Here is a 17678-nt window from a genome sequence, read left to right as displayed (position 1 = left end):
CTGTGGATAGCTCCGGATTCGTGCTAGCGATTACGACGGCCGCGTAACCAGCGACGAACTCGACCACCAGAGTCTGTGGAAGGTGCCGCGGGAGTTGCAGTTTCGGCTTCGTCGGTGCGGCCCTCATCGCTCAACTCGGCGGCTTCCGCCTCGCCTTCAACGGGACCTAGCCCGCCTTCGGCAGCGGGCCCCTCAGCGACCTCGTCGGCGCTGGCTTCCTTGGCCGACTCGGACTCGCCTTCAACCGCGGAGTCATCTGTCTCGGAATTGTCGGCCAAGGTGTCGGTGGACTCTTCGCCTTGCACCGCAGAAGCCTTCTCGTCGGCGTCCTCGGCCAGGTCGGCGGCTTCCGCCTCGCCCTCGACGGCGGATTCGTGTGCCTCGGCCGCGTCGGCAAGCGCGTCGGAGGCTTCCTCACCTTCGACCGCACCGAGGCCGGCCTCAGCTTCAGCTGCTTCGCCAGCTTCGGCGAATTCCTCAGCCTCCGCGATCGCCTCAGCCGGCGCCTCAGCGACCTCGTCGGCCAGTTCTTCGGCTTCAGCGACCGCCTCAGGCGTGTCTTCGTCGGCGTTGGCATCGTCGGCCAGTTCGGCGGCCTCGGCCTCGCCTTCGACCGCGGATTCGTGTGCCTCGGTCGCGTCGGCGAGCGCGTCGGAGGCTTCCTCACCTTCGACCGCACCGAGGCCGGCCTCAGCTTCAGCTGCTTCGCCAGCTTCGGCGAATTCCTCAGCCTCCGCGATCTCCTCAGCCGCGTCGGACGCTTCCTCGCCTTCGACCGCACCGAGGCCGGCTTCCGATTCAGCGACCGGCTCGGGGGTTTCGTCACCGCTGGCCTCCTCGGCCAGCTCGGCGGCTTCCGCCTCGCCCTCAACCGCGGACTCGTGTGCCTCGGCCGCGTCGGCAAGCGCGTCGGAGGCTTCCTCACCCTCGACCACCCCGAGCCCGGCCTCAGCTTCTGCAGCTTCGGCGAATTCCTCAGCCTGCGCGATCTCCTCAGCCGGCGCCTCAGCGACCTCGTCGGCCAGTTCGGCGGCCTCGGCCTCGCCTTCGACCGCGGACTCGTGTGCCTCGGTCGCGTCGGCGAGCGCGTCGGAGGCTTCCTCACCTTCGACCGCACCGAGGCCGGCCTCAGCTTCAGCTTCTTCGCCGGGAGTGTCTGCGTCGGCGTTGGCATCGTCGGCCAGCTCGACAGCTTCCGCCTCACCTTCGACGGCGGATTCATGTGCCTCAGCCGCGTCGGACGCTTCCTCGCCCTCGACCGCGCCGATCCTGGCTTCCGATTCAGCGACCGGCTCGGGGGTTTCGTCGGCGTTGGCATCGTCGGCCAGCTCGGCGGCCTCGGCCTCGCCTTCAACCGCGGACTCGTGTGCCTCTCCGGCGTCGGCGAGAGCGTCAGCGGCTTCCTCACCCTCGACCACCCCGAGCCCGGCCTCCGCCTCAGCGGCCGAACGGGCTTCGGCGAACTCCTCAGCCTCGGCGATCTCTTCAGCGGGCGCCTCGGCGACCGCCGCGGAGAGTTCCTCGGCCTCGGCGACGGCTTCCGCCTTGTCGTCCTCGCCCTCGACCGCGAACTCCTCGGCCTCCTCGACAGAGTCGGCGGGCACACCCGCGACATCGGCGCCGAAATCCTCTGCCGAGATCTCCTTAGTCGCCTCGTCCTCATCCGCCGCAGCCGCTTTCGCCGCCGCGACCACCCCCGCCGTCGCGCCGACGGCAGCCAGCTCCTCGGTCAGATCCTCGTCGCGGACGTCACCCCGCAGCGTCGCCGGGTCCTCACGGCCCTTCGGCGCCACCATGATGTAGACCACCGCGCCGATGAACACGAACGTCGACGTGAACGAGTTGATCCGCACCCCGTCGATCAGCGTGGCGTCGTCGACCCGCAACAACTCGATCCAGAACCGGCCCAGGCAGTACCCGGCGACATACATCGCGAACAGCCGGCCGTGGCCGAACTTGAACCGCCGGTCGACGTAGATGAGCACCGCGAAAACCAAAAGGTTCCACAGCAGTTCGTACAGGAACGTCGGATGGACGAGGTGCACCACCTCGCCAGTCGACACACCGTTGAGGTTGTCCAGCGCACCCGACGCATCACGGCGCTCGTAGATCTCCAACGCCCACGGCAGCGTTGTCGGACCGCCCCACAGCTCCTGGTTGAAGTAGTTGCCGATCCGGCCGATCGCCTGTGCCAGCACGATTCCCGGCGCGATCGCGTCGCCGAACGCAGGCAGCGGTATCCCCCGCCGCCGACAGGCGATCCATGCGCCGACACCGCCGAACGCGACCGCACCCCAGATTCCGAGACCGCCGTCCCAGATCCGGAACACCCCGTCCAACCCGGCGCCACCCTCGCCGAAGTACCGCCACCAGTCGGTCATCACGTGGTACAGCCGCCCACCGATCAGACCGAACGGCACCGCCCACAGCGCGATGTCGTAGATGACGCCTCGTTCACCGCCGCGCGCCTCCCAGCGCCGGTCACCGATGACCAGCGCCGCGATGATGCCGACGATGATGAACAACGCGTACGCCCGCAGCGGTATCGGACCCAGGTACCAGACACCCTGAGCGGGGCTGGGAATCGCCGCCAGATACGTCGTCGTCACGCAGTGATCCTCTGCCGCACCCCGTCAGCGAGTTCGGCGGTCAACGCCCCGACCGCGTCGAGACCGGTCTGCAGCGCCGACACCAGTGCCGAACCCACGATCACCCCGTCGGCGTACGCCCCGATCTCAGCGGCCTGTTCGGCGGAGCGCACCCCGAGGCCGACGCCGACCGGGATGTCGGACACCTCTTTGACGCGGCGCACCAACTCCGGTGCCGCGTTCGAAACGGCGTCGCGCGCGCCGGTGACCCCCATCGTCGAGGCCGCGTACACGAAACCTCGCGACGCGTTGACCGTCATCGCCAGCCGCTCCGGCGTGGACGACGGCGCCACCAGGAAGATGCGGTCCAGATCGTGGGTTTCGGACACCTCGAGCCACTCCGCTGCCTCGTCGGGGATCAGGTCCGGCGTGATCAGCCCGAGCCCGCCGGCCGACGCCAGGTCACGAGCGAAAGCGTCGATCCCCCAGCGCAACACGGGGTTCCAGTACGTCATCACCACGGCGCGGCCGCCGGCGTTGCTGATCGCCTCGACCGCGGCCAGTGCGTCGCGCACCCGCACCCCGCCGCGCAGGGCGACGTCCGTCGCGGCGGCGATGACCGGGCCGTCCATCCCCGGGTCGGAGTAGGCGATGCCGACCTCGACGATGTCGCAACCGTTTTCGACCAGTGTCGTCATCGCCGAGATCGAGGTCGGGACATCGGGAAAACCGGTCGGCAGATAGCCGATCAGCGCCGAGCGCCCCTCGTTACGGCACGTCTCGAACAGCGGCGCGAGCCGGCTCATGGCGCACCGTCCAACAGTCCGAACCACTTCGCCGCGGTCTCGACGTCTTTGTCGCCGCGGCCGGACAGGTTCACCAGCACGATCGCCCCGCGGCCGAGTTCCCGGCCCAGCTGCAGCGCCCCGGCGAGCCCGTGCGCGGACTCGATCGCGGGGATGATGCCCTCGGTGCGGCAGAGCAGCGAGAACGCGTCCATCGCCTCGGTGTCGGTGATCGGCCGGTACTCGGCCCGCCCGGTGTCCTTGAGGTACGCATGCTCGGGGCCGACGCCGGGATAGTCCAAACCCGCCGAGATCGAATGGGATTCGATGGTCTGACCGTCCTCGTCCTGCAGCAGGTAGGAGAACGACCCCTGGAACGCCCCAGGTGAGCCGCCCGTGAAAGTGGCTGCGTGCCGCCCGGTTTCGACGCCGTCACCGGCGGCTTCGTAGCCGACCAGCCGCACGTTCGGATCGTCGATGAACGCGTGGAAGATGCCGATCGCGTTGGAGCCGCCGCCGATGCACGCGGTCACCGCGTCTGGCAACCGGCCGGCCTGTGCGAGCATCTGGGCCCGCGCCTCCAGCCCGATGACCCGCTGGAAATCCCGCACCATCGTGGGGAACGGATGCGGACCGGCGGCGGTGCCGAAGCAGTAGTAGGTGTTGTCGGCGTTGGTGACCCAGTCGCGGAACGCCTCGTTGATCGCGTCCTTCAGCGTCTTCGAGCCGGCCTCGACCGACACCACGGTCGCGCCGAGCAACCGCATCCGCGCGACGTTCAACGCCTGCCGCGCGGTGTCGACGGCGCCCATGTAGATGACGCACTCCAAGCCGAGTAGCGCGCAGGCCGTGGCGGTCGCCACCCCGTGCTGACCCGCGCCGGTCTCGGCGATCACCCGGTTCTTACCCATCTGCCGCGCCAGCAGCGCCTGGCCGAGGACGTTGTTGATCTTGTGAGATCCGGTGTGGTTCAGATCCTCTCGCTTCAAGAAGATCCGGGCGCCCCCGGCGTGCTCGGACAACCGCTCGGCCTCGTACAGCGGCGACGGCCGCCCGCTGTAGTGCTGCTGCAACCGGTCCAGTTCATCCAGGAACGTCTGGTCACCGCGCGCCTTCTCGTAGGCCGCCGTGACCTCCTCGATCACCGCCATCAGCGCTTCGGCGACGAAACGTCCGCCGTACACGCCGAAGTGGCCGCGCTCGTCGGGATCGTGCGCCGACGGTTCGGCCACGGCCGCGCTGGAACGGGGCAGTTCAGGCCCGGCGAAATCGGCCACGGGTCACCGCGAAGGCTTGGGGCACGACGGATGCGTGCCTGCGGTGACCAGATCGGCGACGGCGGTGCGGGGATCACCGCTGGTGACCAGTCCCTCACCGACGAGCACCGCGTCCGCGCCCGCGCCGGCGTAGGCGAGCAGATCGGCCGTCCCGCGCACCCCGGACTCTGCGACGCGGATGACGTCGGTCGGCAGGCCCGGTGCGATGCGCGCGAAGCAGTCCCGGTCGACCTTCAGGGTCTTGAGATCGCGGGCGTTGACGCCGATCACGGTGGCGCCGGCCGACAGCGCGCGGTCGGCCTCCTCCTCGGTGTGCACCTCGACGAGCGCGGTCATCCCCAGCGACTCGGTGCGCTCCAGCAGCGATTCGAGCACCGGCTGTTCCAGTGCCGCCACGATCAGCAGCAGCATGTCCGCGCCGTGGGCGCGCGCCTCATGGATCTGGTAGGGCCGCACGATGAAATCCTTGCGTAGCACCGGGATTGACACCGCGGCCCGCACGGCGTCGAGGTCGTCGAGCGAACCGTTGAACCGGCGCTGCTCGGTCAGCACGCTGATCACCCGCGCGCCGCCACTCTCGTAGGCGCGGGCCAGGTCGGCGGGATCCCCGATCGGGGCCAGTTCACCGCGGGACGGGCTGGCGCGCTTGACCTCGGCGATCACCCCGATTCCGGGTGCGCGCAGCGCCGCCATCACGTCGAGCGGCGGCGGCGCGTCCTTGGCCCTGGCCTTGATGTCGGCGAGCGGAACGAGTTCTTCACGGGCCGCGACGTCGGCACGAACTCCCTCGATGATCGAGTCGAGCACGGTTGCCGAACTCATGACTGCCGCTTCCCTTCCCCCGACATGACCAGATCTTCAACCACGAAGGGTAGTCGCCATCGCGCCATCGGCGATCACCGCCCCTTGTTGTCCGGATCGGCGGCATCCCGGGTGGGATCCTGGGTCGGATCGGAGCCCTCGTCGAGGGCGTCCCAGATGGCTCGTTCGGACATCGCCTCGGCCGGATCGTCCTGGCGGGCAGCCGGGCGGCGCGAGTACCGGGCCGCGCCCGAGGTTTCGCGTCGGGCCGCACGCACCATCAGCACCGCACAGGCCAGCGTCAACGCCGCGGCGACCACGGTGATCACCGCGCCGGTGTAATGCCGCTGGGTGCCGATGATGTCGGCGACCGGCGCCTCGGCGATGTGCGAGGCCCGGACCGCCACGTCGTCGACGAGCCACAGGCTCAGCCCCAGATATCCGGTCCCGGCGCTGGTCAGCGCCACCAGGACGGCCAGCGCGCGCAGCGGCCAGCCGCGCACCGCCAGCGCCGCGACGGCCGCCGCCAGCAGCAGCACCGCCAGCGGGACCAGCGCCGTCGACCATGTGCCGCCCGACAGCCCGACCGTTTTGGGCTGGCCCAGACCGTCGAACGACGTCACGTCCACCCAGGTGAAACGCGACGCCCCCCACAGCCCCGCGGCGGCGAGCACCAGTCCCAGCTGGGCGGCCCTGATCACGGCTCGGCCAGCGTTTCGGCCGCGGCGATGGCGTTGAGCACGGCACGGGCCTTGTTGGCGGCCTCGGTGTACTCGTAGGGCCCGTTGGAGTCGGCGACGACGCCGCCGCCGGCCTGCACGTAGGCGGTGCCGGCGCGCATCAGCGCGGTGCGGATCGCGATCGCGAAGTCGGCGTTGCCCGCGAAGTCGAGGTAGCCGAGCACACCTCCGTAGAGCCCACGGCGGGTCTTTTCGACCTCCTCGATCAGCTCCATCGCCCGCACCTTCGGCGCACCGGAGAGCGTGCCTGCCGGGAAGCAGGCGGTCACCGCGTCGAGCGCGGTCTTGCCCTCGGCCAGCAGACCCGTCACCGTCGACACCAGGTGCATGACGTGGCTGTAGCGCTCGATGTGGCTGTAGTCCTCGACGCGCACCGTGCCGGGCTGGCACACCCGGCCCAGATCGTTGCGGCCGAGGTCGACCAGCATCAGGTGTTCGGCGCGTTCCTTCTCGTCGCTCTGCAGCTCCTTCTCCAGCAGCAGGTCCTCCTCCTCGGTGGCGCCGCGCCAGCGGGTGCCCGCGATCGGGTGGGTGGTGGCTCGGCCGTCCTTGACCGTCACCAGCGCCTCGGGGCTGGAGCCGACGACCGAGAAGGCCAGCCCGCCGTCGGCGTCGGGCACGTTGAGCAGATACATGTACGGGCTCGGGTTCGACACCCGCAGCATCCGGTACACATCGAGGGCGTCGGCGGTGGTGTCCATCTCGAACCGCTGCGAGGGCACCACCTGAAACGCCTCGCCGGCCTCGATGTCGTCGACGAGTTTCTCGACGATCGCGCCGTACTCCTCGACCGTGCGCTGGGCGCGGTGCACCGGTTCGGGCCTGCTGAACGTCGCCACGGTCGACGGCAGGTGCTCACCGAGCGCGGCGGTCATCACGTCGAGGCGGGCCACCGCGTCGTCGTACGCCCAGTCGACGCGTTCGTCGGTGCCGTTCCAGTTGACCGCGTTGGCGATCAGCGTGATCGTGCCCTCGTGGTGGTCGACGGCGGCGATGTCGGTGGCCAACAGCAGCAGCATGTCCGGCAGGCCGAGGTCGTCGACGGCCAGCGACGGCAACTTCTCCAGCCGGCGCACCATGTCGTAGGCGAAGAACCCGACCAGCCCGCTCGACAGCGGCGGCAGGCCGGGCACCGGCTCGGTCCTCAGCAGCTCCAGCGTGGCCCGCAGCGCCTGCAGCGGGTCGCCGCCGCTGGGCGCGTCCTGCGGTGTGGTGCCGAGCCACACCGCTTCTCCGTCGCGGACGGTCAGCGCCGACGGCGCGCCTGCGCCGATGAACGACCAGCGCGACCAGGACCGGCCGTTCTCGGCCGACTCGAGCAGGAACGTTCCCGGCCGGTTGGCGGCGAGCTTGCGGTAGGCCGACAGCGGGGTCTCGCTGTCGGCGAGCACCTTGCGGGTCACCGGCACCACGCGGTGACCGGCGGCCAGCGCGCGGAAGTCCTCCCGGGAGGTGGTTATCGCCAGCGGGTTGGCGGTGGTCTGCACGGGTCAAGTGTCCCAGACGCGGTGAGCATGACCGGCGACTGCGCCATGAACCGCGGTGTGCTGCCGCGATGCTCGTCGGCGGCGTGCGCGGTGAACGGGTGCAGCAGGTACATGTCGCCGGGTGATCCGGTGGCGTAGGTCACCGGCCGGGCGGCGCTGGCTTCGTCGACGAGGCGGCCCATCTCGGCCAGTTCCACCGGTTCGGGCCCCAGCACCCGGGCCACATCGTGATGCGAGCCGACCCGGATCCGGGTCGGGGCGTCGTCGGGACCGACCTCCGAGAGCAGGGTCAGCACCAGCACGGTGTGCGGGCGCCCGGTGACCGCCCACGAGCCGTCGGGCAGCGGGGTGTTGGCGTCGATGTGCCAGCCGCGGTCGTCATCGGGCGGTGAGACCGGGAAGCGCACCGGGATGTTGCCCAGCGCGCCGAGCGGCAGCCACCCACCCGGCCCGCAGATATCGTCCAGTGCGGCAGCGAGTTTCGGGCTGCGGGCCAGCTCGCCGAACGGACCTGCGCCGGTCATGTCGGCGGCCCAGCGCACCGGCTCGGTCCACGACCCGGGGTCGTCGGGTGAGAGCCCGAGCTGACGCCACAGCAGGGCCCGTGCGGCATCGGCCACCTCGCGCGGCGCCGCCCGTTCGATCTTCAGGTATCCGTCGGTCGCGAACATCGCCCGCAGGTTCGCACGGCCGGCGCGACCGGCGCCAACGGTTTTCCTCTTCCGCGGCGTAGCGTGGCGCACATGAAGCAGGGTGACAAAGTTGCCGATTTCCAGCTACCGGACCAGACGGGCACGGTGCGCAGCCTGACCGAGCTGCTCGCCGGCGGGCCGATCGTGCTGTTCTTCTATCCGGCGGCGATGACGCCGGGTTGCACCAAGGAGGCCTGCCACTTCCGCGACCTGGCTTCGGAATTCGCCGCGGCCGGCGCCAGCCGGGTGGGCATCAGCACCGACGCGGTCGACAAGCAGGCCGAGTTCGCGGGCAAGCAGAACTTCGACTACCCGCTGCTGTCGGACATCGACGGTGCGGTGGCCACCCAGTTCGGCGTCAAGCGCGGGCTGCTGGGCAAGTTCATGCCGGTCAAGCGCACCACCTTCGTGATCGACACCGACCGCACCGTGCTGGCGGTCATCGCGTCGGAGCTCAACATGGACAGCCACGCCGACAAGGCCCTCGAGGTGTTGCGGCAACGCGTATGACACCGGTTCTCGAGCTGGCCGACGTGACGTTCCGCCGCGACGGCAAGCAGATCATCGACGGTATCTCGGTGACCGTGCACGCCGGCGAGCACTGGGCACTGCTCGGACCGAACGGCGCGGGCAAGAGCACGCTGCTCGGGTTCTGCGCCGCGGTGCAGTTCCCGTCCAGCGGCACGGTGCACATCCTCGGCGAGCAGATGGGCCGCGTCGACCTGGCCCGGCTGCGCCACTCGATCGGGCACGTCAACCCGCGCCACCGGCTGCAGTACCCGCTGACCGTGCGCGAGGTGGTGCTGACCGGGATCACCGCGACGATCGATCTCCCGATGCGGTTCACCCCGAGCGGCGCGGAGATCGCCAGGGCCGACGCGATGATCGATGCGGTCGGGTTGTCGCACAAGGCGAGTGCCGCATGGCCGACGCTCTCGCAGGGCGAACGCGGCCGCACACTGATCGCCCGCGCCCTGGTGTCCGAACCGAAACTGCTGTTGCTCGACGAACCCACGACGGGCCTCGATGTGGCCGCACGCGAGCAGTTGTTGGAGACCCTCGACTCGCTCGACGACACCCATCCCGATGTGGCCTCGATCCTGGTCACCCACCACCTCGAGGAACTACCGACGACGACGACGCACGCGCTGCTGATCGCCGAGGGGCGCACGGTGGCGGCGGGTCCGGCACGGCAGACGGTGACGACGGAGAACGTCAGCACCGCGTTCGCGCACCCCGTGACGGTCGGCTACGACGAGGGCCGCTGGACCGCACGCGCGAAAGCCGCCCGCATCATCGACGTGTAGCGCTCACTCCGGCGCCAGCAACTGGTCGGCGTCGAAGCAGGTGTGATCGCCGGTGTGGCAGGCGCCGTCGACCTGGTCGACCTCCAGCAGCACCGTGTCCCCGTCGCAGTCCAGCCGCACCGAGTGCACGTACTGCGTGTGCCCCGATGTCTCCCCCTTCACCCAGTGCTGCTGACGGGATCGCGAAAAGTAGGTCGCCCGACGGGTTTCCAGGGTGCGGGCCAACGCGACGTCGTCCATCCATGCGACCATCAGCACCTGCCCGGTGCCGCGTTCCTGCACCACCGCGGTGATCAAGCCGTTGGCGTCGCGTTTGAGCCGCGAGGCGATCGCCGCATCGAGCGTCATCGGACGGTGATCCCTTCGGCCGCCATCGCCGCCTTCACCTGGCCGATGGTCAGTTCGCGGAAGTGGAACACGCTGGCGGCCAGCACCGCGTCCGCGCCCGCACCGACGGCCGGCGCGAAGTGCTCCGGCGCGCCCGCTCCACCGCTGGCGATCACCGGCACGTTCACCGCGCCGCGCACCGCCCGGATCATCGGCAGGTCGAAACCGGCCTTGGTGCCGTCGAAGTCCATCGAGTTCAGCAGGATCTCGCCGACGCCCAGTTCCGCACCGCGCGTTGCCCATTCGATCGCGTCGATGCCGGTGCCGCGCCGACCGCCGTGGGTGGTGACCTCCCACCCAGAGGCCGTCGACTCCTGGTCGGCCGGCACCGTGCGCGCGTCCACCGACAGCACGATGCACTGCGACCCGAACTGACGGGACAGCTCCGCGAGCAGTTCCGGGCGCGCGATCGCCGCGGTGTTGACCGCGACCTTGTCCGCGCCGGCGCGCAGCAGCACGTCGACGTCGGCCACCGAACGCACACCACCGCCGACGGTCAGCGGGATGAACACCTGCTCGGCCGTGCGCTTGACCACCTCGAGCATGGTGGCCCGCCCCGACGACGACGCGGTGACGTCGAGGAACGTCAACTCGTCGGCGCCCTCGGCGTCGTAGGCGGCGGCCAGTTCGACGGGATCCCCGGCGTCACGCAGGTTTTCGAAGTTGACGCCCTTGACCACCCGGCCGTCGTCGACGTCCAGGCAGGGGATGATCCGCACCGCCAGGTCTTTCGGGTTCATCAGAAGTCCTTGGGGTCGCCGACGGCGCGCAGCAGCTCGAGCAGCTGCTCGTGGGTGCCGGGCACACCGGCCAGCGCCGACGGTGAGCGCACCGTCCAGTCGTTGCCTGCCAGGTCGGTCACCACCCCGCCGGCCGCGCGGATCAGCGCGACGCCTGCCGCGTGGTCCCACACGTGGCCGCCGAAACTGATGGCGCCGCCCAGGATTCCGGCCGCCGTGTACGCCAGGTCGATTCCGGTGGCGCCGTGCATGCGCATCCGCGAACACTGGCGGCTGAGGTTCTCGATCACCGCGAGCCGGTACCGACCCGGGACCTTGCCTCGGGAGTCGACGTTGAAGGTGCTGACCCCGACGATGGATTCCGACAGGTTCGCCGGTGTGACCGGTGGCAGTTCGGCACCGTTGTTGCGCACCGGCCCGCCGACGACCGCGGTGAACCGCTCACCGGTGAACGGCACCCACGTCAAACCGGCCACCGGTTCGCCGTCGCGCACCAGGCCGAGCAGGATCGCCGCCATCGGGGACCCCGCGGCGTAGTTGAACGTGCCGTCGATCGGGTCGAGCACCCACACCAGCGGCGACTCGAGGTCCTCGCCGCCGAATTCCTCGCCGTGCACGCCGATTCCGGTGCTGCGGGTCAGCGCCTCGACCACCTGGCGCTCGATCGCCAGGTCGACCTCGGTCGCGAAGTCGTCACCCTTCTTCTGCACGGCGGACTGCGCGCGGTGCCCGGCGATGAACGGAGGGACGGCGGCGTCGAGGATCTTCGTGGCCTCGGCGACCAGCGCGTCGAGGTCGTTCGCGTCCAGCGCCATCTAGCGCTCCACCGCGGCCAGCGCGTCGGGAAGCGTGAAGCGCCCGGCGTACAGGGCCTTTCCGACGATCGCGCCCTCGACGCCGCGGTCGGTCAGGGTGGCGATGGCCCGCAGGTCGTCCAGGCTCGACACCCCGCCGGAGGCGATCACCGGCGCGTCGGTGCGTTCGGTGACCTTCGAGAGCAGGTCGAGGTTGGGCCCGTTGAGCGTGCCGTCCTTGGTGACGTCGGTGACGACGAAGCGCGAACATCCTTCGCGGTCGAGGCGCTCGAGCACGTCCCACAGGTCGCCGCCGTCGGTCTCCCAGCCGCGGCCGCGCAGCCGGTGGTTGCCGTCCTCGATCTTCACGTCCAGGCCGACCGCGACCTTGTCGCCGTGTTCGGCCACGACCTTCGCGCACCACTGCGGGTTCTCCAGCGCCGCGGTGCCGAGATTGACGCGGGCGCACCCGGTCGCCAGCGCCGCCGACAGCGAGTCGTCGTCGCGGATCCCGCCGGACAGCTCGACCGCGACGTCGAGCTTGCCGACCACCTCGGCCAGCAGTTCGCGGTTGCTGCCCCGGCCGAACGCGGCGTCGAGGTCCACGAGGTGGATCCATTCGGCGCCGTCGCGCTGCCAGGTCATCGCGGCATCGAGCGCCGAGCCGTACTCGGTCTCGCTGCCGGCCTGGCCCTGCACGAGGCGCACGGCGCGGCCGTCGACCACGTCGACGGCGGGGAGAAGAATCAGTCGCTGCGACACTGTTGTGGTCTCCTCTTCGCGCGAGCGCTCATGGGCGCTCAACCTAATGCCTTTACCCAGTTGGTGAGCAGAGCGGCACCGGCATCGCCGCTCTTTTCCGGATGGAACTGTGTCGCCGACAGCGGCCCGTCCTCGACCGCGGCCAGAAACGGCACGTGGTGGGTGGCCCAGGTGAGCTTGGCGGCCGGGTCGCCCTCCCACTGCTGGGCGGCGTAGGAGTGCACGAAGTAGAAGCGGGTGCCGATGTCCATTCCGGCGAACAGCGTGCTGCCCTCGGGGGCGTCGACGACGTTCCAGCCCATGTGCGGGATCACCGGGGCGTCGAGCCGCACCACCGAACCGGGCCACTGCCCGCAGCCGGCGGTCTCCACACCGAACTCGACTCCACGCGAGAACAGGATCTGCATGCCGACGCAGACCCCGAGCACCGGCCGGCCGGCGGCCACCCGGTCGGCGATCAGCCGGGCCCCGTCGATCGTGCGCAGCCCGGCCATGCACGCCTCGAACGCTCCGACGCCGGGCACCACCAGTCCGTCGGCGTTCATCGCCGCGTCCGCGTCGGCGGTCACCTCGACGTCGGCGCCCACCCGTTCCAGCGCGCGCTGCGCTGAGCGCAGATTGCCCGACCCGTAGTCGAGGATGACGACTCTGCTTGTCACAGTGTGCCTTTGGTGGACGGCACGCCGGTGACGCGCGGGTCGTATTCGACGGCCTGGCGCAGGGCGCGGGCCACCGCCTTGTACTGCGCCTCGGTGATGTGGTGCGGGTCGCGGCCGTAGAGCGTGCGCACGTGCAGGGCGATGCGGGCGTTGAGCGCCAGCGACTCGAACACGTGCCGGTTCACGACGGTGTGGTAGGGCGCCGAGCTGCCCGCGATCGTGAAGTGCAGCATGTGGTCCGGCTCGCCGGTGTGCACACAGTACGGCCGGCCCGACACGTCGACCGCGGCGTGGGTGAGGGTTTCGTCCATCGGGATCCAGGCGTCGCCGAACCGGCGGATGCCCTTCTTGTCGCCGAGGGCCTTGCCGAGCGCCTGGCCGAGCACGATCGCGGTGTCCTCGATCGTGTGGTGTCCCTCGATCTCGATGTCGCCCTTGGCCCGTACGGTCAGGTCGAAACTGGCGTGGCTGCCCAGCGAGGTCAGCATGTGGTCGAAGAACGGCACACCGGTGTCGATGTGCACCTGGCCGGTGCCGTCGAGGTTCAGGTCGACGACGATGTCGCTTTCCCTGGTCTTGCGTTCGATCGTCGCCCGGCGGGGCGTGGGATCGGGAGAAGTCACGTTGCTCCTAGTGTCGACAGTTCGGTTGCGGCGAGACGCGCGCTGGCCGCGAGCAGCGCATCGTTCTCCTCGGCGAGCCCGGTGGTGGCGCGCAGGTAGCCGGGGATGCCGACGTCGCGGATCAGGATGCCCGCATCGAGGTACCGCTGCCAGCTGGCCGCGGCGTCGGCGAACTCGCCGAACAGCACGAAGTTGGCGTCACTGGGGATCACCCGGAATCCCATGTCCGACAGTGCTTTCGTGACCCTCTCACGTTCGGCGATCAGGGTGGCCACGCTACCGAGGGTGTCGTCGGCGTGCCGCAGCGCGGCCCTGGCGGCCGCCTGGGTGACCGACGACAGGTGGTAGGGCAGCCGCACCAGCAGCATCGCGTCGATCACGGCGGGTGCGGCGATCAGATAGCCCAGCCGGCCGCCCGCGAACGCGAACGCCTTGCTCATGGTGCGGGTGACGACCAGCCGGGTCGGGAACTGCTCGATCAGCTGCACCGCGCTGGGCTCCGACGAGAACTCGCCGTACGCCTCGTCGACGATCATCACCCCGGTGCTCATCGCGTCGAGCAGGCGGCGCAGGTCGTCGAGCGGAATGCTCTGTCCCGACGGGTTGTTCGGGCTGGCCAGGAACACGATGTCGGGTGTGTTCCGCCGGATCGCCTCGACAGCGACCTCGACGTCGAGGGTGAAGTCGTCGGCCCGGTGGGCCACCAGCCACCTGGTCTGGGTGCCGTCGGAGATGATCGGGTGCATCGAGTACGACGGCACGAACCCGATCGCGCTGCGGCCGGGCCCGCCGAACGCCTGCAGCAGCTGCTGCAGGATCTCGTTGGATCCGTTTGCCGCCCAGACGTTCTCGACGGTGACCGGGGTGTGGGTCTGCGCGGCGAGGTAGGCGGCCAGGTCGGTGCGCAGCGCCACCGCGTCACGGTCGGGGTAGCGGTGCAGATCGCCGGCGACCGCGGCCACCGACGCGGCGACGTCGTCGACGAGCGCGCGGGTCGGCGGGTGCGGGTTCTCGTTGGTGTTCAACCGCACCGGAACGTCCAATTGCGGTGCGCCGTAGGGCGATTTACCGCGCAGGTCGGTACGCAGCGGCAGATCGTCGAGCGTCACCTTCTCCCCGACCGTCACCGCTCGAACCTCCGCCGGACCGCCTCGCCGTGGGCGGGCAGGTTCTCGGCTTCGGCGAGCGTGATCACGTGGCCGGACACATCCTTGAGGGCGGCCTCGTCGTAGTCGACGACGTGGATGCCGCGCAGGAACGTCTGCACCGACAGGCCGCTGGAGTGCCGCGCGCAGCCGGCCGTCGGCAGGACGTGGTTGGAGCCCGCGCAGTAGTCGCCGAGGCTGACCGGCGCGTACGGACCGACGAAGATCGCGCCCGCCGAGCGGATCCGGCCGGCCACCTCGCGCGCGGCCACGGTCTGGATCTCCAGGTGTTCGGCGGCGTAGGCGTTGACGGTGCGGATACCGGCGTCGAGGTCGTCGACGAGCACCGTGGCCGACTGCCTGCCGCCCAGCGCGGCGGTGACCCGTTCGCGGTGCACGGTGGTGGCCAGCTGGTTGGCCAGTTCCCGGTCGGTGGCGTCGGCGAGGTCGACGCTGGGGGTGACCAGCACGCTGGCCGCCATCTCATCGTGTTCGGCCTGGCTGATCAGGTCGGCGGCGACGTGCACCGGGTCGGCGGTGTGGTCGGCCAGGATCGCGATCTCGGTGGGGCCCGCCTCGGCGTCGATGCCGACCTGCGAACGGCAGATCCGTTTGGCGGCGGTGACGTAGATGTTGCCCGGCCCGGTGATCATGTCGACCGGCGCCAGTTCGGTGCCGTCGGTGTCGGTGCCGCCGTGCGCCAGCAGCGCGACCGACTGCGCCCCGCCGACCGCCCACACCTCCTGCACGCCGAGCAGCGCCGCCGCGGCGAGGATGGTGGGGTGCGGCAGCCCGGCGAACGGCTCCGGGTTGCCGGCCTGCGGCGGGCTGGCGATCACCAGCGAGTCGACGCCCGCCGTCTGCGCGGGCACCACGTTCATCACGACGCTGGACGGGTAGACGGCGTTGCCGCCCGGCACGTAGAGGCCGACCCGCTCCACCGGCACCCAGCGTTCGGTGACAGTGGCCCCGGGCCCCAGCGTGGTGGTGGTGTCGGTGCGCCGCTGATCGGCGTGCACGGTGCGGGCCCGCTCGATCGCGACCTCCAGCGCGGCGCGCACGTCGGCTGGCAGCGCGGCCAGCGCGGCCTCGAGACGGTCGGCAGGCACCCTGACCTGGGCGGGACGCACATGGTCGAACGATTCGGTGTACTCCAGGGCGGCCTGGGCGCCGCGTTCGGCGACGGCGTCGACGATGGGACGCACCCGCGGCAGCACCGCGTCGACGTCGACGCCACCCCTGGGCAGCGCGGCCCGCAGCTGCGCCGCGCTCAGCGCGCGGTTGCGCAAGTCGATGCGGGCGATCGGCGCCGGCGATACATTCACGCTGACCATTCTCCCAGAGCAGACCAAATCGGTAATGGAGGCGTCGTGCGAGCCAGCGAGCACCCCAACAACGCGCCCGGCGTGCCCATGCTGTTTCCGCCGTGGATCGAGAACCTGCAGGTGAAGTACCTGAACAAGGTGATGCGGCCGCTGGCGCGGGTGATGCCGGGGATGGCGACGGTCAAACACCGCGGGCGCAGGTCCGGCAAGCCGTACGAGACGATTGTCACTGCCTACCGCACCGGCGACACGGTGGCCGTCGCGCTCGGGCACGGCAAGACCGACTGGGTGAAGAACGTGCTGGCGGCCGGCGAGGCCGAGCTGCGCATCGGCCGCCGCGATCTGCGCCTGGTCAACCCACGGATCGTGCCCGTCGGCGGTGACGCCACCGGGTTGCCTCGGATGGCCCGGCTGCAGGTCGGCCGGATGGCGATCTTCGTCGCGGACGTCGCCTGAGCCTTCTTGAGTGACCGTTCCAGTAAGGTCGGGGCATGCCCCGCCCCGACCGCAGCCGCAGCGCGCTCGTCGACTCCGCGGCGGTGCTGTTCCGCAGGCAGGGGTACGCCGCGACCGGGGTCAACCAGATCCTCGAGACCGCCGACGTCAAGGCCGGCTCGCTGTACCACCACTTCCCCGACGGCAAAGCGCAGCTGGCCGCCGCCGTGGTCGAGCGGGTCGGCTCGGACATCGAACGGCGGCTGCGTGAGGCCCTGGCCGCCGACCTGCCGGTGACCGAGATCGTCGACGGCTGGATCGATCTGATGGCCGCCGGGCTGGCCGGCGACCAGCGCGACGGCTGTCCGATCGAACCGATCGCCACCGAGTCGGTCAACGCCAGCGCCGCGGTGCGCACCGCGTCGGCCGCGGTGTTCGACCGCTGGCGGCGCGCCATCTCCGAACGGTTGCGCGCCGACGGCTGGCCGCAGGACGACGCGGACCGGACCGGGCTCGCTCTGATCGCGCTGATCGAGGGGGCGCTGATGTTGGCGCGTGTGGCCGGTGACCGCGCCACGCTCGAGGCGGCCAAGGCGGCCGCCCGAACGCTGCTGGCGACTACTTACACAGCTCGGTGATCGTGGTGTTGGCCGCATCGGCGTCGGTGAGCCGTTTGGCCTGTGCCGGTTCGTCGTTGGGCACACCGGCGGTCGCGTGCGCGCCGATGTCGAGCAGGTTGTTGGCGAACTCGCGGACCTTGTCGGCGAGCTGGGCCGGCGTCGCCGGGTCCAGTCGCTCCAGCAGGTACTGGCCGCCGTCGTAGAGCGAGATTCGGGCGTTGGCCGCGACGGCCTGCGCGCCGGTGATGTCCTGCGGGCCGCCCGCGGGGGTCAGGTTCGTGTTGATCGAGATGCCGCGACGCACGACGTCGGCCGCGCCGCACACCTTGCCCTTGGCGTCGGCGATCTGGGTCGGGTCGTACTCGGTCTTGCTGAACTCGGTTTTGTACAGCGTCCATCCGGCCACCCCCAGCGCCACCACGGCGATGATGAGCGAGATGACGGTCAGCAAACTGAAGCGGCGTGGCTCGTCGTCGTCATACACGCAAGCGATCGTAGCGGTCGCGCGGTC

General features: G+C 70.4%; 20 protein-coding genes. 4 read left to right on the top strand and 16 right to left on the bottom strand.

The features are described 5' to 3' along the window. Positions 1 to 23: 23 nt before the first annotated feature. The 7 genes from lgt to BHQ18_RS03860 all read right to left on the bottom strand — a co-directional run bounded on the left by lgt (position 24) and on the right by BHQ18_RS03860 (position 8349). Complete coding sequence (lgt, locus tag BHQ18_RS03890) at positions 24 to 2609, bottom strand: prolipoprotein diacylglyceryl transferase (protein WP_069412248.1); 2586 nt, start codon at positions 2607 to 2609, stop codon at positions 24 to 26. Beyond that, positions 2606 to 3394 carry a tryptophan synthase subunit alpha gene (trpA, locus tag BHQ18_RS03885; RefSeq protein ID WP_069412247.1) on the bottom strand — a complete coding sequence of 263 codons (789 nt, stop codon included), beginning with the start codon at positions 3392 to 3394 and terminating at the stop codon, positions 2606 to 2608. Before trpA ends, lgt begins: the two co-directional genes overlap by 4 nt. Then, positions 3391 to 4650 carry a tryptophan synthase subunit beta gene (gene trpB, locus BHQ18_RS03880; RefSeq protein WP_069412246.1) on the bottom strand — a complete coding sequence of 420 codons (1260 nt, stop codon included), beginning with the start codon at positions 4648 to 4650 and terminating at the stop codon, positions 3391 to 3393. Before trpB ends, trpA begins: the two co-directional genes overlap by 4 nt. A gap of 3 nt (positions 4651 to 4653) precedes the next feature. Continuing rightward, on the bottom strand, positions 4654 to 5472 hold the full coding sequence (trpC, locus tag BHQ18_RS03875) for an indole-3-glycerol phosphate synthase TrpC (protein WP_069412245.1): 819 nt from the start codon (positions 5470 to 5472) through the stop codon (positions 4654 to 4656). A 74-nt stretch (positions 5473 to 5546) separates the two neighbouring features. After that, on the bottom strand, positions 5547 to 6152 hold the full coding sequence (locus BHQ18_RS03870) for a TIGR02234 family membrane protein (protein WP_069412244.1): 606 nt from the start codon (positions 6150 to 6152) through the stop codon (positions 5547 to 5549). Next, positions 6149 to 7678, bottom strand: a complete 1530-nt coding sequence (locus tag BHQ18_RS03865) for an anthranilate synthase component I (RefSeq protein ID WP_069412243.1) — start codon at positions 7676 to 7678, stop codon at positions 6149 to 6151. The genes BHQ18_RS03870 and BHQ18_RS03865 overlap by 4 nt, the downstream gene beginning before the upstream one ends. Further along, entirely contained in the window at positions 7648 to 8349 is a 702-nt protein-coding gene (locus tag BHQ18_RS03860) for a phytanoyl-CoA dioxygenase family protein (protein WP_069412242.1), read from the bottom strand. Before BHQ18_RS03860 ends, BHQ18_RS03865 begins: the two co-directional genes overlap by 31 nt. A 72-nt stretch (positions 8350 to 8421) precedes the next feature. On the opposite strand from BHQ18_RS03860, the gene BHQ18_RS03855 reads away from it, so the two are divergent. Next, the gene (locus BHQ18_RS03855) at positions 8422 to 8880 is read left to right on the top strand and encodes a peroxiredoxin (protein WP_069412368.1); all 459 of its coding nucleotides are present in this window, start codon (positions 8422 to 8424) and stop codon (positions 8878 to 8880) included. Further along, entirely contained in the window at positions 8877 to 9677 is an 801-nt protein-coding gene (locus tag BHQ18_RS03850; protein ID WP_069412241.1) for an ABC transporter ATP-binding protein, read from the top strand. The genes BHQ18_RS03855 and BHQ18_RS03850 overlap by 4 nt, the downstream gene beginning before the upstream one ends. A 3-nt stretch (positions 9678 to 9680) precedes the next feature. Here BHQ18_RS03850 and hisI read toward each other — a convergent pair whose 3' ends face one another. From hisI to hisD, 8 genes are read right to left on the bottom strand one after another with little or no spacing between them, the layout of a single operon-like run. Next, the gene (gene hisI / locus BHQ18_RS03845; protein WP_069412240.1) at positions 9681 to 10025 is read right to left on the bottom strand and encodes a phosphoribosyl-AMP cyclohydrolase; all 345 of its coding nucleotides are present in this window, start codon (positions 10023 to 10025) and stop codon (positions 9681 to 9683) included. Next, positions 10022 to 10804 carry an imidazole glycerol phosphate synthase subunit HisF gene (gene hisF / locus BHQ18_RS03840; RefSeq protein WP_069412239.1) on the bottom strand — a complete coding sequence of 261 codons (783 nt, stop codon included), beginning with the start codon at positions 10802 to 10804 and terminating at the stop codon, positions 10022 to 10024. Before hisF ends, hisI begins: the two co-directional genes overlap by 4 nt. Continuing rightward, a complete protein-coding gene (locus tag BHQ18_RS03835; RefSeq protein WP_069412238.1) occupies positions 10804 to 11619 on the bottom strand; it encodes an inositol monophosphatase family protein in 816 nt (271 codons plus the stop codon). Before BHQ18_RS03835 ends, hisF begins: the two co-directional genes overlap by 1 nt. Beyond that, positions 11620 to 12360, bottom strand: coding sequence for a bifunctional 1-(5-phosphoribosyl)-5-((5-phosphoribosylamino)methylideneamino)imidazole-4-carboxamide isomerase/phosphoribosylanthranilate isomerase PriA (priA, locus tag BHQ18_RS03830; protein WP_069412237.1), 741 nt, complete (start codon positions 12358 to 12360; stop codon positions 11620 to 11622). Positions 12361 to 12398: 38 nt separating this feature from the next. After that, entirely contained in the window at positions 12399 to 13019 is a 621-nt protein-coding gene (gene hisH, locus BHQ18_RS03825; RefSeq protein WP_069412236.1) for an imidazole glycerol phosphate synthase subunit HisH, read from the bottom strand. After that, positions 13016 to 13642: an imidazoleglycerol-phosphate dehydratase HisB gene (gene hisB, locus BHQ18_RS03820; protein WP_069412235.1), complete on the bottom strand. Its 627-nt coding sequence runs from the start codon at positions 13640 to 13642 to the stop codon at positions 13016 to 13018. The genes hisH and hisB overlap by 4 nt, the downstream gene beginning before the upstream one ends. Then, the gene (locus tag BHQ18_RS03815) at positions 13639 to 14769 is read right to left on the bottom strand and encodes a histidinol-phosphate transaminase (RefSeq protein WP_069412234.1); all 1131 of its coding nucleotides are present in this window, start codon (positions 14767 to 14769) and stop codon (positions 13639 to 13641) included. The genes hisB and BHQ18_RS03815 overlap by 4 nt, the downstream gene beginning before the upstream one ends. Beyond that, positions 14766 to 16121 (bottom strand): histidinol dehydrogenase, encoded by a 1356-nt coding sequence (hisD, locus tag BHQ18_RS03810; RefSeq protein WP_069412233.1) that lies wholly within the window; start codon positions 16119 to 16121, stop codon positions 14766 to 14768. The genes BHQ18_RS03815 and hisD overlap by 4 nt, the downstream gene beginning before the upstream one ends. Before the next feature lie 36 nt (positions 16122 to 16157). Between hisD and BHQ18_RS03805 the strand changes: the two genes are divergently transcribed. Further along, on the top strand, positions 16158 to 16568 hold the full coding sequence (locus BHQ18_RS03805; RefSeq protein WP_069412232.1) for a nitroreductase family deazaflavin-dependent oxidoreductase: 411 nt from the start codon (positions 16158 to 16160) through the stop codon (positions 16566 to 16568). A gap of 35 nt (positions 16569 to 16603) precedes the next feature. Next, positions 16604 to 17185: a TetR/AcrR family transcriptional regulator gene (locus BHQ18_RS03800; RefSeq protein ID WP_069412231.1), complete on the top strand. Its 582-nt coding sequence runs from the start codon at positions 16604 to 16606 to the stop codon at positions 17183 to 17185. Here BHQ18_RS03800 and BHQ18_RS03795 read toward each other — a convergent pair. Next, a complete protein-coding gene (locus tag BHQ18_RS03795) occupies positions 17166 to 17651 on the bottom strand; it encodes a hypothetical protein (protein ID WP_069412230.1) in 486 nt (161 codons plus the stop codon). The two genes, BHQ18_RS03800 and BHQ18_RS03795, sit on opposite strands and share 20 nt — an antisense overlap. Positions 17652 to 17678: the final 27 nt, after the last annotated feature.

Origin of the sequence: Mycolicibacterium flavescens, assembly GCF_001722335.1 — a bacterium.
Classification (GTDB): Bacteria; Actinomycetota; Actinomycetes; order Mycobacteriales; family Mycobacteriaceae; genus Mycobacterium; species Mycobacterium flavescens.
The sequence above is the reverse complement of the archived record's forward strand: the minus strand, read 5'-3'. Positions and strand labels throughout refer to the sequence as shown.

What these genes read in the sequence shown, in the direction of transcription:
- trpA (WP_069412247.1), bottom strand. Translation starts at nt 3,394, where the DNA reads ATGAGCCGGCTCGCGCCGCTGTTCGAGACGTGCCGTAACGAGGGGCGC.
- trpC (WP_069412245.1), bottom strand. Translation starts at nt 5,472, where the DNA reads ATGAGTTCGGCAACCGTGCTCGACTCGATCATCGAGGGAGTTCGTGCC.
- BHQ18_RS03860 (WP_069412242.1), bottom strand. Translation starts at nt 8,349, where the DNA reads ATGTTCGCGACCGACGGATACCTGAAGATCGAACGGGCGGCGCCGCGC.
- BHQ18_RS03855 (WP_069412368.1), top strand. Translation starts at nt 8,422, where the DNA reads ATGAAGCAGGGTGACAAAGTTGCCGATTTCCAGCTACCGGACCAGACG.
- BHQ18_RS03850 (WP_069412241.1), top strand. Translation starts at nt 8,877, where the DNA reads ATGACACCGGTTCTCGAGCTGGCCGACGTGACGTTCCGCCGCGACGGC.
- hisI (WP_069412240.1), bottom strand. Translation starts at nt 10,025, where the DNA reads ATGACGCTCGATGCGGCGATCGCCTCGCGGCTCAAACGCGACGCCAAC.
- hisF (WP_069412239.1), bottom strand. Translation starts at nt 10,804, where the DNA reads ATGAACCCGAAAGACCTGGCGGTGCGGATCATCCCCTGCCTGGACGTC.
- BHQ18_RS03835 (WP_069412238.1), bottom strand. Translation starts at nt 11,619, where the DNA reads ATGGCGCTGGACGCGAACGACCTCGACGCGCTGGTCGCCGAGGCCACG.
- hisD (WP_069412233.1), bottom strand. Translation starts at nt 16,121, where the DNA reads ATGGTCAGCGTGAATGTATCGCCGGCGCCGATCGCCCGCATCGACTTG.
- BHQ18_RS03800 (WP_069412231.1), top strand. Translation starts at nt 16,604, where the DNA reads ATGCCCCGCCCCGACCGCAGCCGCAGCGCGCTCGTCGACTCCGCGGCG.